Origin of the sequence: Vibrio sp. ArtGut-C1, from assembly GCF_002105475.1 — a bacterium.
Classification (GTDB): domain Bacteria; phylum Pseudomonadota; class Gammaproteobacteria; order Enterobacterales; family Vibrionaceae; genus Vibrio; species Vibrio diabolicus.
Genome location: NZ_NCTH01000010.1, coordinates 173,085 through 187,363, shown reverse-complemented (window position 1 = coordinate 187,363; position 14,279 = coordinate 173,085). Strand labels below are relative to the sequence as shown.

At 43.6% G+C, this 14,279-nt stretch carries 11 protein-coding genes; 5 read left to right on the top strand and 6 right to left on the bottom strand.

What is annotated here, in order from left to right; translation table 11 throughout:
• Positions 1-132: 132 nt before the first annotated feature.
• Both dsbB and nhaB read right to left on the bottom strand, forming a co-directional pair.
• Positions 133-669, bottom strand: coding sequence for a disulfide bond formation protein DsbB (gene dsbB, locus B7360_RS11545; RefSeq protein WP_085343546.1), 537 nt, complete (start codon positions 667-669; stop codon positions 133-135).
• Positions 670-752: 83 nt separating this feature from the next.
• A complete protein-coding gene (gene nhaB / locus B7360_RS11540) occupies positions 753-2,339 on the bottom strand; it encodes a Na(+)/H(+) antiporter NhaB (protein WP_005396952.1) in 1,587 nt (528 codons plus the stop codon).
• A gap of 639 nt (positions 2,340-2,978) precedes the next feature.
• On the opposite strand from nhaB, the gene fadR reads away from it, so the two are divergent.
• Entirely contained in the window at positions 2,979-3,818 is an 840-nt protein-coding gene (fadR, locus tag B7360_RS11535; RefSeq protein ID WP_005396954.1) for a fatty acid metabolism transcriptional regulator FadR, read from the top strand.
• 120 nt (positions 3,819-3,938) lie between these two features.
• Here the strand turns inward: fadR and B7360_RS11530 are convergent, their stop codons facing one another.
• Positions 3,939-4,748 carry a hypothetical protein gene (locus B7360_RS11530; RefSeq protein WP_047010052.1) on the bottom strand — a complete coding sequence of 270 codons (810 nt, stop codon included), beginning with the start codon at positions 4,746-4,748 and terminating at the stop codon, positions 3,939-3,941.
• A gap of 206 nt (positions 4,749-4,954) precedes the next feature.
• Positions 4,955-7,030 carry a methionine--tRNA ligase gene (gene metG / locus B7360_RS11525; protein ID WP_046874415.1) on the bottom strand — a complete coding sequence of 692 codons (2,076 nt, stop codon included), beginning with the start codon at positions 7,028-7,030 and terminating at the stop codon, positions 4,955-4,957.
• A gap of 162 nt (positions 7,031-7,192) precedes the next feature.
• Between metG and apbC the strand changes: the two genes are divergently transcribed.
• The 3 genes from apbC (at position 7,193) to B7360_RS11510 (ending at position 11,367) form a co-directional block, all read left to right on the top strand.
• Positions 7,193-8,269 (top strand): iron-sulfur cluster carrier protein ApbC, encoded by a 1,077-nt coding sequence (gene apbC, locus B7360_RS11520; RefSeq protein ID WP_065646636.1) that lies wholly within the window; start codon positions 7,193-7,195, stop codon positions 8,267-8,269.
• A gap of 180 nt (positions 8,270-8,449) precedes the next feature.
• Entirely contained in the window at positions 8,450-9,091 is a 642-nt protein-coding gene (gene udk, locus B7360_RS11515) for a uridine kinase (RefSeq protein WP_005396962.1), read from the top strand.
• A gap of 188 nt (positions 9,092-9,279) precedes the next feature.
• Positions 9,280-11,367 carry an AsmA family protein gene (locus B7360_RS11510; RefSeq protein WP_005396964.1) on the top strand — a complete coding sequence of 696 codons (2,088 nt, stop codon included), beginning with the start codon at positions 9,280-9,282 and terminating at the stop codon, positions 11,365-11,367.
• Between the two features lie 62 nt (positions 11,368-11,429).
• On the opposite strand, the gene cobO is transcribed toward B7360_RS11510, so the two are convergent.
• On the bottom strand, positions 11,430-12,035 hold the full coding sequence (gene cobO, locus B7360_RS11505) for a cob(I)yrinic acid a,c-diamide adenosyltransferase (protein ID WP_005396966.1): 606 nt from the start codon (positions 12,033-12,035) through the stop codon (positions 11,430-11,432).
• Between the two features lie 117 nt (positions 12,036-12,152).
• Here cobO and B7360_RS11500 point away from each other — a divergent pair, with 117 nt between their 5' ends.
• On the top strand, positions 12,153-12,602 hold the full coding sequence (locus tag B7360_RS11500) for a low molecular weight protein-tyrosine-phosphatase (protein ID WP_046874419.1): 450 nt from the start codon (positions 12,153-12,155) through the stop codon (positions 12,600-12,602).
• A 60-nt stretch (positions 12,603-12,662) separates the two neighbouring features.
• On the opposite strand, the gene B7360_RS11495 is transcribed toward B7360_RS11500, so the two are convergent.
• Positions 12,663-14,222 carry a SulP family inorganic anion transporter gene (locus B7360_RS11495; RefSeq protein ID WP_005396973.1) on the bottom strand — a complete coding sequence of 520 codons (1,560 nt, stop codon included), beginning with the start codon at positions 14,220-14,222 and terminating at the stop codon, positions 12,663-12,665.
• Positions 14,223-14,279 lie beyond the last annotated feature (57 nt).

The window sequence follows — 14,279 nt, the reverse complement described above, 5'->3', positions numbered from 1 at the left end:
TCCACTATATGCCTACGATGTTGGCTATGCAATAAAAAGGCAGATTTCTCTGCCTTAATACACATTATACACCCTTTAAGTTACTATATATAACATCTGGTCGGCTTTTTTCGTTATCATTTCTCTGAAGGATTAACGAATCGGATTAGTGCGTCTTGCTGGGAAGAATTGTGCGATCACAATTAATGCTAAAGCAATTAAATTGCCCGCGAAAATAACTACTAACCATTGTGGCATTGATAAATCGAGGAATTGCCAAACAATCTTCGAGCAATCGCCGTATGCTTCGAACATCCAAGGAGCCCACTGATTAAGCGGAGCCCAACTAGGGAATGTTACGAATAAGTCACAAGTCGCGAATGGTGATGGGTTAAACTGATAATCAACGTGCTGCTGAGCAAGCAACAGTCCTTTGTAAGAGCTTAATCCCCAGCCAATCAAACCTAGCCAACGGAAAACTGGGTTATTTGGTGCCATAAGACCAACGATTGCAGCGACACCCACTCCCATCATCGCGACTCGTTCGTAGATACACATGACACATGGTGCAAGCATCATGACGTGCTGAAAATAGAGGGCACATGCTTCAAAGAAAACGACGAATAGCAGAAGCAGCAGCCACGATAAGCGTCCCTTCGAAAACTGGTTAAGTGAATTTAAAATAGTCACGTTTTTGTTCCTGTCTGAAATAGAAAAAGCTCTGAATACTCAGAGCTTTTTAACGTGGATAAGTTTCCTAATCAACTCAAATTTTAGTGACCGCCGGAGACTACGGGAGTCAGATCACCACTATGAGGTAAAATCCAGCCTGCATCGTAGAAAGAAGCCGTTGCAGGCTCTAGGAAGAACATAATGCCCATTAGCCCGACAATCGCAAGAACGATGGTGTAAGGCAGCGCCATGATAACCATTCGACCGTAAGACAGACGAATTAATGGAGCGAGAGCCGAGGTGAGTAGGAATAGGAATGCCGCTTGACCGTTTGGCGTAGCAACAGATGGTAGGTTAGTACCAGTGTTGATAGCAACTGCCAGTAAGTCGAACTGCTCGCGAGTAATGAGACCTTCAATGAGTGCTGTTTTTACTTCATTGATGTAAACCGTACCGACGAATACGTTATCCGACACCATTGATAGTAAGCCATTCGCGACATAGAACAGAGCTAACTGAGTGCCTTTATCTTCAACGGCAAGCACCGCGTCGATAACTGGTTTAAACAACTCTTGGTCGATGATTACCGCAACGATAGAGAAAAATACCGCAAGTAGTGCAGTGAAAGGCAGAGCCTCTTCAAACGCTTTACCCATGGAATGCTCTTCAATGACGCCAGTGAAAGCCGTCGCTAAGATGATCACTGAAAGACCAATTAAGCCTACCGCTGCCAAATGCAAGGCTAATGCCACGATCAACCAAACAGCAATAAGTCCTTGAACCCATAGTTTTGCAACGTCTTGATTGGTACGCGTTTTGCGCTCTTCATTGTCAAAGTCAACGAGGATTTGACGAACGTTGTTAGGAAGCTTTGCACCGTAGCCAAACACTTTAAGCTTTTCGACTAGAGCACAAGTGATGAGACCGCAGAAAAATACGGGTAGCGTCACTGGAGACATACGGATTAGGAATTCACCAAATAACCAACCCGCTTGGTCTGCAATAATTAAGTTCTGAGGTTCACCCACCATAGTGGTTACGCCACCTAACGCAGTACCTACACCAGCGTGCATCAACAATGAGCGTAAAAAGGCGCGGTAGTTTTCTAAGTCATCACGCGTTAGCTCAGTGATCGTGTCATCTTGTGTGTGATCATGGTCACCAATCGGGTTACCTGACGCCACTTTGTGGTAGATAGAGTAGAAACCGATCGCCACACTGATAACAACGGCGATAACCGTCAAAGCATCCAAAAACGCAGATAAAAATGCAGCGGCAAAGCAAAACGCAAGTGATAGAAGGGTTTTGGAGCGAATACCAAGTAAAATTTTGGTAAAAATGAACAGCAATAAATGCTTCATGAAGTAGATGCCCGCAACCATAAATACCAGAAGCAGTAATACTTCAATATTTGCCACCAACTCGTGCTTAACTTGCGCAGGGCTAGTCATGCCGATAGCGATGGCTTCAATAGCAAGTAAACCACCAGGTTGTAATGGGTAGCATTTTAATGCCATTGCAAGCGTGAAAATAAATTCAGCAACCAGCAACCACCCAGCAACAAATGGGTTTATTAGGAAGAATACAATCGGGTTAATTATTAAGAAGGCTATAATGGCAACTTTGTACCAATCAGGCGCTTTACCAAGAAAGTTCTTGATAAAAGCGTTTCCGAGCGATATCGGCATGATAATTCTCTTTATAACAAAATTATGAATAGACACTACAATAGTGCTTAAGTATCTGTTTGTTAGACTTATTAACTAGTCTTTTAAAACAATAACTTAGTAAAACAACAATCCTTTGTTTATTGCAGTCTTGCCAAGTTACTTCCCCTGAACTCAAGCACCGCTCACTTTCGACCGCAAACTCTACACTCAGGCATTTATTAGTCAATAACAAAACGTGATGCTACCGACTAAAATGACTTTTTAAATGTAATAACGCGATCAAAGCGGCGTTACTATATCATGAAAGGCTCAAAAAAATCCTCTTGGATTTTAAATGACGGTCAGTGACGAGAAAAGGCAAATTAAGAAAGAATATTAACTGTGATATACAAAGTAATTTTTCATATTTTGAATATAAAATTGTGACGCAGTAGTCTTTATTTCTCCGCAATTTGTGAGCTGTTTAATTAAACGAAAATTCAGATTTTACCGCTTTCACTCGCACGTCAGACCGTCCTAGATTGACATAACATATAGAGTATTAACTCTATATTGTGGAATCGTTTCAATTATTGATCGTAAATTTTCTCAAACCGTTAAGTAGTGGTATGATGAGTAGTATCGACCCTCAGAAATCAATATTGGATAAAAAGTAGAATGGTCATAAAGGCGAAAAGCCCTGCGGGATTCGCAGAAAAATATATTATCGAGAGCATTTGGAACGGCCGTTTTCCTCCAGGCTCTATTTTACCTGCTGAACGCGAGCTGTCTGAGCTAATTGGTGTTACTCGAACGACTTTACGAGAGGTTCTTCAACGACTAGCCCGTGATGGTTGGTTAACAATCCAACACGGTAAACCAACGAAGGTAAACCAATTTATGGAGACCTCTGGTCTGCATATTTTGGATACGTTGATGACGTTGGACGTAGATAACGCAACAAACATTGTAGAAGATTTGCTTGCAGCACGTACCAACATCAGCCCTATCTTTATGCGTTATGCATTTAAAGCAAATAAAGAGAACTCTGAGCGCACCATCAAGAATGTAATTGAATCTTGTGAAGCTTTAATGAATGCTGCTTCTTGGGACGATTTCATCGCTTCTTCACCTTATGCTGAGAAAGTCTTACAGAACGTGAAAGAAGACAACGAGAAAGATGAAGCGAAGCGTCAAGAAATCTTGATTGCTAAAACGTTCAACTTTTACGACTACATGTTGTTCCAACGCCTAGCATTCCATTCAGGGAATCAGATTTACGGTTTGATTTTTAATGGCTTGAAGAAGCTCTATGATCGCGTTGGTAGCTATTACTTCTCAAACCCAGCTTCTCGTGAGCTAGCGCTGAAGTTTTACCATCAGTTGCTAGAAACTTGTGAAAGTGGTCAGCGTGAACAACTGCCAGTTGTGATTCGTCACTATGGTATGGAAAGCGCGCTAATCTGGAACGAGATGAAAAAGCAATTACCAACGAACTTCACAGAAGATGACAGCTAAGCGCTGAGAAGTTAGATGAATGAAAAACCGCAGAACCTAAGGTCTGCGGTTTTTTGTTTTTACCCATAAATACCAGTTACGTTCCTGTTGTGACAATTGGCACGGTACTGTATAGAGAGCTTATCCTGCTAGCGAGAGTCTGGGTAACGGTAGATATAATGACTCTACGACATCTGAAAGGACATGGTCGTAAGTATTGAAGATGGTCAATGACAAGTCCGATGTGACGCCATAAAGCTCTGCTTCTGTTAAGTCGACATGACTTCCTGTCACATAGTTATTTAACGTCTGTATTGAGCGTGTGGAAGCAGGAGAAACGATACTAAGCGGAGCTATAACTGCTAATTGATTTAGCTTACGTGTCATAACCGATGCGTAATTTTTGAAACGCTCATTCCCCCCTTGCTCTCCCAAGTCTTGAATGCTAATTCTCAATTGAGTCAGGGTTTCTAAGCTATCCATGATGTTTTGCCAGTTCATGTGGTACTCATTATGTAGATCATCTCGTTGTTCTACCGCTAACCAAGCAATCGTGACTTCATCCATCAAGAACAAGCAATGACGAATTAACTTACCATGCTCCATCTGGTTCCTTGCAACGCTGTGATCGTTCCATTGTTCAAGCAGTTTTCCTACTTTGATCTGCAGCACGCGATACATGGGTTTATTTTCAAAGCGTGAGGTTTCGACCAAAAGATGCAGTTTGTTGGTGAGATCGTTATGAAGGACTTCTAATTCTTGTTCGTTATTTTGTTGAAATTGAAGTGAGTAGTGCGTCGCGGCTCGATGGCGTCTCAGCAGATGAACAACATCTCGCAATAATGTTAACAGCTGATATTTACGCGCGTGTTGCTGCTCTCGTTTAGAAGATAAGTGATATATTCCGGCTAAAATAGCGATGGACAATAGTGTGGAAATCAAAACAAACATAACCCACTCCTTGTTAGTGTTTGGACCTAACAAGGAAGGTTTGCAGTTTTGATGCCAAACAAAAATTAAATTAAAACAATTAGTTATATTAAATGTTCTTTTGGGACGGTCGTTATTGGTGCATGGATTCACCAAAGTTGTGAATATGATCAAAAAATCCCTGCCAAATTGGCAGGGATTTTATAGTGTTATATTTGGAATGCGACTTACATAACGCGCATGCCAGGCTGAGCGCCTTCGTGCGGTTCAAGAATCCATAGGTCGCTACCACCAGGGCCAGCGGCTAGGATCATGCCTTCTGACATACCAAACTTCATCTTACGAGGTTTTAGGTTTGCAACCATTACCGTTAGTTTGCCTTCTAGCTCTTCAGGTTTGTACGCTGACTTGATGCCAGAGAACACTTGACGAGTTTCACCACCGATGTCCAGTTGGAACTTAAGCAGTTTGTTTGCTTTTGGCACTTCTTCACAAGAGATGATACGAGCGATACGCATATCTACTGCTGCAAAAGCGTCGAACTCAATCTCTTCAGCGATTGGCTCTTTGTCTAGCTCAGTTTGGCTAGCCTTGTTCTTTTCCGCTTCTGCTTTCTCTTTCGCCGCCATTTCTGCCGCCGCATCTTCTTTAGATGCTTCGATCATCGCTTCAACATTCTTCGGATCGATACGGTTGAACAGTGCTTTGAACTTAGTGATCTCGTGGCCTGTTAGTGGCGCAGCGATGTTTTCCCAAGTCAGCTCTTGGTTTAGGAATGCTTCAGTACGTGCAGCTAGCGCAGGCATTACTGGTTTCAGGTAAGTCATCAGTACACGGAACAGGTTTATACCAACAGAACAGATGTCTTGTAGTTCCTGATCTTTGCCTTCTTCTTTTGCTACAACCCACGGTGCTTTTTCATCAACGTATTGGTTAGCTTTGTCTGCCAATGCCGTGATTTCACGGATTGCACGACCAAACTCACGCGTTTCGTAAAGCTCAGCGATACGGTCAGCAGCAGCAACAAATTCGTTGTAAAGCTCAGGCTCTGCAAAGTTGTCAGACAGTTTGCCTTCAAAACGTTTCGCGATGAAGCCTGCATTACGCGATGCGAGGTTAACGATCTTGTTAACAACATCAGCGTTTACGCGCTGAGTGAAGTCTTCAAGGTTAAGATCTAGATCGTCGATACGGCTGTTTAGCTTCGCCGCGTAGTAGTAACGTAGGCATTCCGGGTCTAGGTGCTCTAGGTAAGTGCTCGCTTTAACGAAGGTACCTTTAGACTTCGACATCTTCGCGCCGTTCACCGTTACGTAACCGTGGACGAATACGTTGTTAGGTTTGCGGAAACCAGAACCTTCTAGCATTGCTGGCCAGAATAGGCTGTGGAAGTAAACGATGTCTTTACCGATGAAGTGGTACAGTTCTGCTGAGCTGTCTTTCTTCCAGTACTCGTCGAAATCTAGGTCGTCGCGCTTGTCACATAGGTTTTTGAAAGAGCCCATGTAGCCGATAGGTGCGTCTAGCCATACGTAGAAGAATTTGTTCTTCTCTCCTGGGATTTCGAAGCCAAAGTATGGCGCGTCACGTGAGATATCCCATTGCTGTAAACCAGATTCGAACCATTCTTGCATTTTGTTCGCTGTTTCAGCTTGTAGCGAGCCAGAGCGAGTCCACTCTTTTAGCATGCTTTCAAACTGAGGCAGGTCGAAGAAGAAGTGCTCAGAATCTTTCATTACTGGCGTCGCACCAGAAACCGCAGATTTAGGATTGATCAGTTCTGTTGGGCTGTAAGTCTCGCCACAGTTGTCACAGTTGTCACCGTACTGGTCTTCTGACTTACATTTTGGACACGTACCTTTTACGAAACGGTCCGGTAGGAACATCTCTTTTTCTGGGTCGAACAGCTGAGAGATAGTGCGGCTAGAGATAAAGCCGTTTTTCTTCAGCTCAAGATAAATGTGTGACGCTAGCTCACGGTTCTCATCTGAGTGTGTGCTGTGGTAGTTATCAAAGCTGATATCAAAGCCAGCAAAGTCTTTCTGGTGCTCTTCGCTAACTGCGGCAATCATTTCTTCAGGAGTAATACCCATCTGTTGCGCTTTAAGCATGATTGGCGTGCCGTGAGCATCGTCAGCACAGATGAAGTTTACAGTGTTGCCGCGTAGGCGTTGGTAACGAACCCAAATGTCCGCTTGGATATGCTCAAGCATATGACCAAGGTGGATCGAACCGTTAGCGTACGGAAGGGCACAAGTTACCAGCATTTTCCTTGACGGAAAGTTTCTTGGATCGTTTGCCATACTTAATATTCGCTTTTCTTGATAGGTATAAATAAATTTTGATGGATAATACTACCCCATGAACTCACTAACTCCAAGGTGTCAAACTGCGGAATGCCTTAGTTTTTTTGGGGTTCTGGTTGAGGCAGGACGGTGTTAGCATGACATCTAAAAGGAGGGCTTATGCATCAGTTCACTTCAAAACAAGATTTTTGTCACTGGTTTAACCAATTCCAGCATCCACAGTTGGTGGAAAATTGGGCAGATATTCATGGCGCAATTTCGATTACGGCACAAGGTTCTGTTGAGATAACGTTGCCATTCGCAAGTAATGAGCTTCAAACCATATTGCATGACTGGATTAAACAGCAACAAACCGCAGATAAAGTGGCTGAATTCCCATTCAATATTCGCCTTGGAGTTAAAGCATTAGAAACTCAAGTGGCCAATCCGGTTAAAGGTGTTAAGAACATCATTGCCGTTAGTTCTGCGAAAGGTGGGGTCGGTAAATCAACGACTGCGGTTAACTTAGCGTTGGCGATTGCTCAATCTGGGGCGAAAGTGGGATTGTTGGATGCGGATATTTATGGCCCGTCTGTACCTATGATGTTGGGGCAAGAAGATGCAAAACCAGAAGTTCGTGATGGCAAGTGGATGGAGCCCATTTTTGCTCACGGCATCTATACTCACTCTATCGGCTATTTAGTGGACAAATCAGAAGCGGCAATATGGCGCGGTCCAATGGCTTCAAAAGCGTTGTCGCAGTTATTAACGGAAACAGACTGGCCCGATTTAGATTATTTGGTGATTGATATGCCGCCAGGTACGGGTGATATACAGTTGACGTTGTCACAACAGATTCCGGTGACAGGTAGTGTGTTAGTCACGACACCGCAAGACTTGGCGCTTGCCGATGCAAGAAAGGGAGCGGCAATGTTTAACAAAGTCCATGTCCCGGTTATCGGTGTTGTGGAAAACATGAGTTATCACATTTGTAGTCAATGTGGCGCGAAAGAGCATATTTTTGGCATGGGTGGTGCAGAAAAAATGTCGCAAGAGTTTGGCTTAGCACTGCTAGGACAAATTCCGCTTCATATCTCTATGCGAGAAGATATTGACGCTGGCGTGCCAACAGTAGCAAGGCGCCCAGAAAGTGAGCATGCAGGGTATTACAAGCAGCTTGCCGATCGCGTATGTAGCACGATGTTTTGGCAAGGCAAGGCAAAACCAGATGCGATTAGCTTTACAATGGTGAACTAAGTTTACTATGCCTGTTGGTCGATAATTGCCCATTTTAACGTTTGCTCGGAGGTTAATCCTCTGAGCAGGCAGAAACTTATGACTAAACCCTAATTCCAGCTAGTAACTATGGGGTGAACTCCCTATAATCAGGCAGTTTATCTTTTTATGTGACTAGAAATCATCATCGGGTGCAAACTAATGTCTGATAATAATCAATGCGTCATCGTAGGTATTGCTGGCGCTTCTGCTTCTGGAAAAAGTCTGATCGCGAGCACTATTTATAATGAGCTTCGCGCGAAAGTAGGCGATCATCAAATCGGTGTCATCACGGAAGATTGCTACTACAACGACCAAAGCCACCTAAGCATGGAAGAGCGAGTAAAGACGAACTACGATCACCCGAGTGCGTTGGACCACGACCTACTGTGTGAGCACCTTGAAAAATTGGTACGTGGTGAAGCAGTAGAAGTACCTGAGTACAGCTACACTGAACACACAAGAACAAGTAACACGACCACAATGACGCCTAAAAAGGTGATCATTCTAGAAGGTATCCTTCTTCTTACTGACCCTCGTCTTCGTGATTTGATGCACGCGACAGTATTTATGGATACACCGTTAGATATTTGCTTGCTTCGTCGTGTTAAGCGTGACGTGGAAGAACGAGGCCGAACTATGGAATCTGTTCTCAAGCAGTATCAACAAACAGTACGTCCGATGTTCATGCAGTTTATCGAACCTTCTAAGCAATATGCGGACATTATTGTTCCTCGCGGTGGTAAAAACCGTATCGCAATCGATGTATTAAAAGCTCACATTGCAAGACTTTTGAAAGCTTAAGCCTTTAGACGGCTATATCGCTTTATTTTTAAGAGAAGAAGTGGCACCTTAAGTGCCACTTCTTTTTTTGTTTTTAAATTAGTCAGTTGCAGGTTAAAACCAGACATTTTTCACGCTTTTGTGGAACTGTCAGCGGTAAATGGAGTCTGCGCTTATAATTGTAAAAACACTCGAGCAAGGAAAAACAAATGAAGAAACTGCTCTTAATTCTAGCAATACCGATTGTGGTCATTTTGGTCGCAATTTTAGCGTTAACCATCTTCGTCAATCCTAACCAGTTTAAGCCCCTTATTGTTGAGCAAGCGCAAAAGCAAACCGGTTTAGAACTAGTGATTGAAGGAGATATCAGTTGGCAATTTTTCCCATCGATCGGCTTTGAGTTGGGACATACAGAATTGCGAAACCCACAAGGCTTTAGTAAACCCAATTTATTCAAAGTTGATACCGTTGGTGTAGATATCTCTGTCATGCCACTTTTTAGTCAACAGCTTGAAATTGGAAACGTCACGCTTGATGGGGCTGAGTTCTATATCGAAACCAAGAAAGATGGCAGCAAGAATATTGATGCATTGACGAAAGCCCAAACACAACAAGCAGAGCAAGCGAGCGATACTGCGCCTACGCAAAATGGTGAAACGCAGCCTGCTGGCTCTGATTGGAGCATTAATCTTGCTGGTGTTACGGTTTCTAATGGCTCATTAGAAATGCAGGATAAGCAAGCCGGTAGTTACACCAAACTTTATGATATCTCATTAAACCTTTCCGAATTCGCTTTTGACAACTGGACAACGGCTGATTTTGGCGTGAAGGGCGAAATGAATGACCAAAAGTTCACAGCGAAAGGTCAGGCCGACTTTAAGCTAGAAAAAGGTTTGGCAAACTACGCGCTAAAGAACATCAACTTTGATGCGACATACTCTGACCCTGCCAATAAGATTGAATCGGCAACGATCGGTTTAGATACGTTTGAATTCGATAAAGTAAATAACCTGACTTATGCCATGAAAGGCGACGCTGGTGGTATGAAGTTAGATATGCAGGGTGCTGGTCAACTTAGCGTGGACAAGGCTATCAGCAAAGTGCAGTTGGATAAGTTAACTCTTAAATCGACTTTTGAGGGGGATGCTTTACCTCAGTCACCGATGAAAGTCGACATGGTGTCTGATCTGTCTTTCGACCTAACGAAAAACCACCTGAGTTTTGTCCTAGAGAAGTTAACAGCGAATGCTATCGCCTTAGATGGTAAGGCAGATGTGACACTTGGCGATATTCCTAAAGTACGATTTGCTCTCCACAGCCCAAATATCGATCTTGATGAATTCTTAGGATTAGATCAGCAAGATTCCGAAGGTAATAAGCCTGCTTCTGGTGGCGAGAGTGCTCCAGCTGGGTCTGAGGTTGAGCCTGATTTGTCTGCGTTGAAAACGTTAGATGTAAAGGGTGACATTACCATCGACAAATTCAAAGCGGCAAATGCGAAGATGGAAGCGGTAAAAACGAGCTTCACTGTAAATCGTGGCGTATTTGAGCTTACTTCATTTAGTTCGAAGCTGTACCAAGGCACAATCTCAGCGACAGCGAAGTTAGATGCACGCAAGTCACCAGCGACTTACAGTGTGAAAAAGTCAATCAAAGGCGTGAAAGTTCAACCGTTACTTATTGATGTCGCTGATAACGACAAGCTTGAAGGGACGGGTAACATTGATGTGAATGTTACCGGTAAGAGTCTAACGCCTACCGGTATCAAGAAGAATCTTTCTGGTACGGTTGTTATCAATTTTGCTGACGGTGCGGTAAATGGCATCAACGTTGCTCAATTGATTCGTGAAAACTACGCGAAATTTAAAGGGCAAAAAGTCGAAGGCACCAATGAAGTTAAGAAAACAGATTTTAGTGCGATGACGGCGACATTGAAGCTCAATAAAGGTGTCGTATCAACGGATAATATGCAAGCTCAGTCTCCATTGCTCCGTGTTCGTGGTAAAGGCACCGCAAACTACATCAATGAAACTGTTAACTTTACTATCAGCACATCAGTCGTAGGTAGCCTAGAAGGCCAAGGCGGCAAAGATATAGATGAGCTGAAAGATATCACGATTCCAATCAATGTGTCTGGTAAGTGGGCGGATCCTAAATTCAAGCTCGTATTTGATGATGTTCTGAAGCAGAAAGCTCAGAAAGAAATCGATCGTGGCGTAGAGAAGCTAACGGACAAGATCAAAGACGAAAAAACCAAAGAAGCAGTCGATGGTTTGATAAAGAATCTATTCAATTAGATTCGAGCCAAAGCAAAAAGGGTTGGCATTAGCCAACCCTTTTTTAATTCTGCTGGTGAGCTTTACCAGTCGACACCTTTCAGCGCTTTGACGCCTGACTCAAATGCATGCTTTACATTCTTCACTTCAGAAACGGTATCAGCCATTTCAATCAGAGTGCGATGAGCGCCACGACCAGTAATGACAACCGACTGCATTTTAGGGCGGTTGTTCAGCGCTTCAACGACCTCGTCTAAATCAATGTAGCCGTAGCTCACCATGTACGTCAGCTCGTCAAAAAGAACCACATCGATAGATTCATCTTTGAGCATGCGCTTACATTCTTGCCATACGCCTTGCGCTGCTTCGGTATCAGCGGCTTTGTTTTGAGTTTCCCATGTAAAGCCGGTCGCCATTACTTGGAATTCAACGCCGAGTTTCTCAAGTAGGTTGCGCTCACCATTATCCCAAGTACCTTTAATAAACTGCGCGACAGCACAATTCAAACCATGACCTACTGCGCGTGCTATCGTACCGAACCCTGATGTCGATTTACCTTTACCATTTCCGGTAATGATCAGTAGCAGACCTTTTTCCTCTTGAGCAGCAGCAATTTTTGCGTCTACCTGTTCTTTGACTTTTTGTTGGCGAGCCTTATGGCGTGCTTCTTTATTTTCTTCGATAGACATAATACTTCCTCAATTCCTTTTCGTGCTGTGCCCAAGCTAATTTGGGTTCATTGATTTATCTCGCTATGATAGACCAACATATCGTGAAGAAAAACCACCGATAATTCAGGGAATAAAATGAAGAAAATACTTGTTGTTTGTATGGGAAACATTTGTCGGTCACCAACCGGAGAAGCAGTGTTAAGAGCGAAAGCTCAAGAGTTGGGTATTGCCGTGGAGGTTGATTCGGCAGGTACGATTGGCTACCACGCAGGAAACCCACCGGATTCAAGGGCAATGGCCGCAGGAAAGCAGCGAGGTTACTCTTTTAAAGGAATGCGTGCGCGTCAAGTTACCATTGATGACTTTGAAAAGTTTGACCTGATATTAGCCGCAGATAAAGCAAATTTAGCCGATTTATTGGATATTTGTCCGTTGAAGTATCGACACAAAGTATCGTTATTTTTAAGTCATTCTGGGTCAGATTACGATGAAGTCCCTGATCCATATTATGGTGGAAAAGATGGCTTTGAACTGGTGCTTGATTTAATCGAAGAGGCATCAGAGGAGATTTTGAAGAAGCTATAATCGCCGGGCTTGAAGACAATAGGAAAAGGGATGAGCTGAGCCCATCCCTTTTTATTTGTATTAACCCGCTAAAATGTCGGTTGCCACTTTGTAGCTTGGGTCTTCCTTCACATTTATTTCAACCAAGCTGCCCGCTTTATCTAAAAGCTTGCGGCAATCTGGACTTAGGTGGCGAAGGTGTAGTGTTTTACCTTGAGAGTTGTAACGCTCTGCTAGCGTTTCAATCGCTTCAATTGCGGAGTGATCCGTCACGCGAGAGTCTGCAAAATCGACAATCACATCTTTTGGATCTTCAGGCGCGTTAAACAACTCCAAGAAGTTAGCGGCAGAACCAAAGAAAATAGGACCGTGAATCTTGTACTCTTTTGAACCTTCCTCGTTTAAGCACGTGTCAGCATAGATGTGCTTAGCGTGCTGCCATGCAAACATTAATGCAGAAACGATAACACCAACCGCTACGGCAACAGCAAGGTCAGTAAGAACAGTAACAACGGTCACAAGAACAATAACGAAGAAGTCTTGCTTCGGTACGCGACGCGCTAGTTTAAATGTTGCCCATTCGAATGTACCAATTACAACCATGAACATCACACCAACCAGAGCAGCGAGTGGGATCATTTCAATTAACGAAGAAGCGAATAAGATAAACATCAATAGAGCGATAGCAGCAACGATACCAGATAGACGACCGCGACCACCTGAGTTTACGTTGATCATCGACTGACCAATCATTGCACAACCACCCATAGCACCAAACACAGAACAAGTCATGTTTGCCATACCTTGACCGATACATTCGCGGTTAGATTGACCACGAGTGTTCGTCATCTCATCTAAAACTGTCAGCGTTAGCAGAGATTCAATTAGACCAATGGCCGCTAGAATGATCGCGTATGGAAGAATGATTTGTAGAGTTTCTAGCGTAAATGGCACCGCCGGAATAGAGAAGGTCGGCAGTGAACCTGCGAGTGTTGCCGCTTCATCACCAGACATTGTACGCAAGAAGTCAACAACAGTGCGAGTTTCCAGATCCAAACCAACCACTAAAGCAGTCACCGTTACGATTGCAACAAGTGAAGAGGGTACAGCCGTTGTGATTTTTGGTAGAAAGTGAATGATTGCCATAGTTAGCGCAACCAAACCAAGCATTAGCAGCATTTGGTCTTGTGGTAGCCAAGTAAGCATGCCGTTGATATCTGGCGCTTTAAACTGACCCAACTGAGCTAGGAAGATAACAATAGCCAGACCGTTCACAAAACCAATCATCACAGGGTGAGGCACGATACGGATGAACTTACCCAATTTAAACATACCAGCGGCAATTTGAAGTATACCAGCGAGCATGATGGCTGCGAATAGGTATTGGACTCCGTGAGTCGCGACAAGCGAAACCATTACGACTGCCATGGCACCTGTTGCACCAGAGATCATGCCGGGACGACCACCGAAAATGGAAGTAATAAGACCAACGATGAATGCAGCGTAAAGACCGACCATCGGATCTACGCCTGCGACGAACGCAAATGCGACAGCTTCAGGAACCAATGCTAGCGCAACGGTTAAGCCTGATAGCACATCATTTTTTACGGAGTGCTTAGAAAATTGGGGAAATTCGAACATGTTTGTTTTTAAGTTCTCTTTGCAATGAGTTAAACCCGACACATATTCGTATTTGCA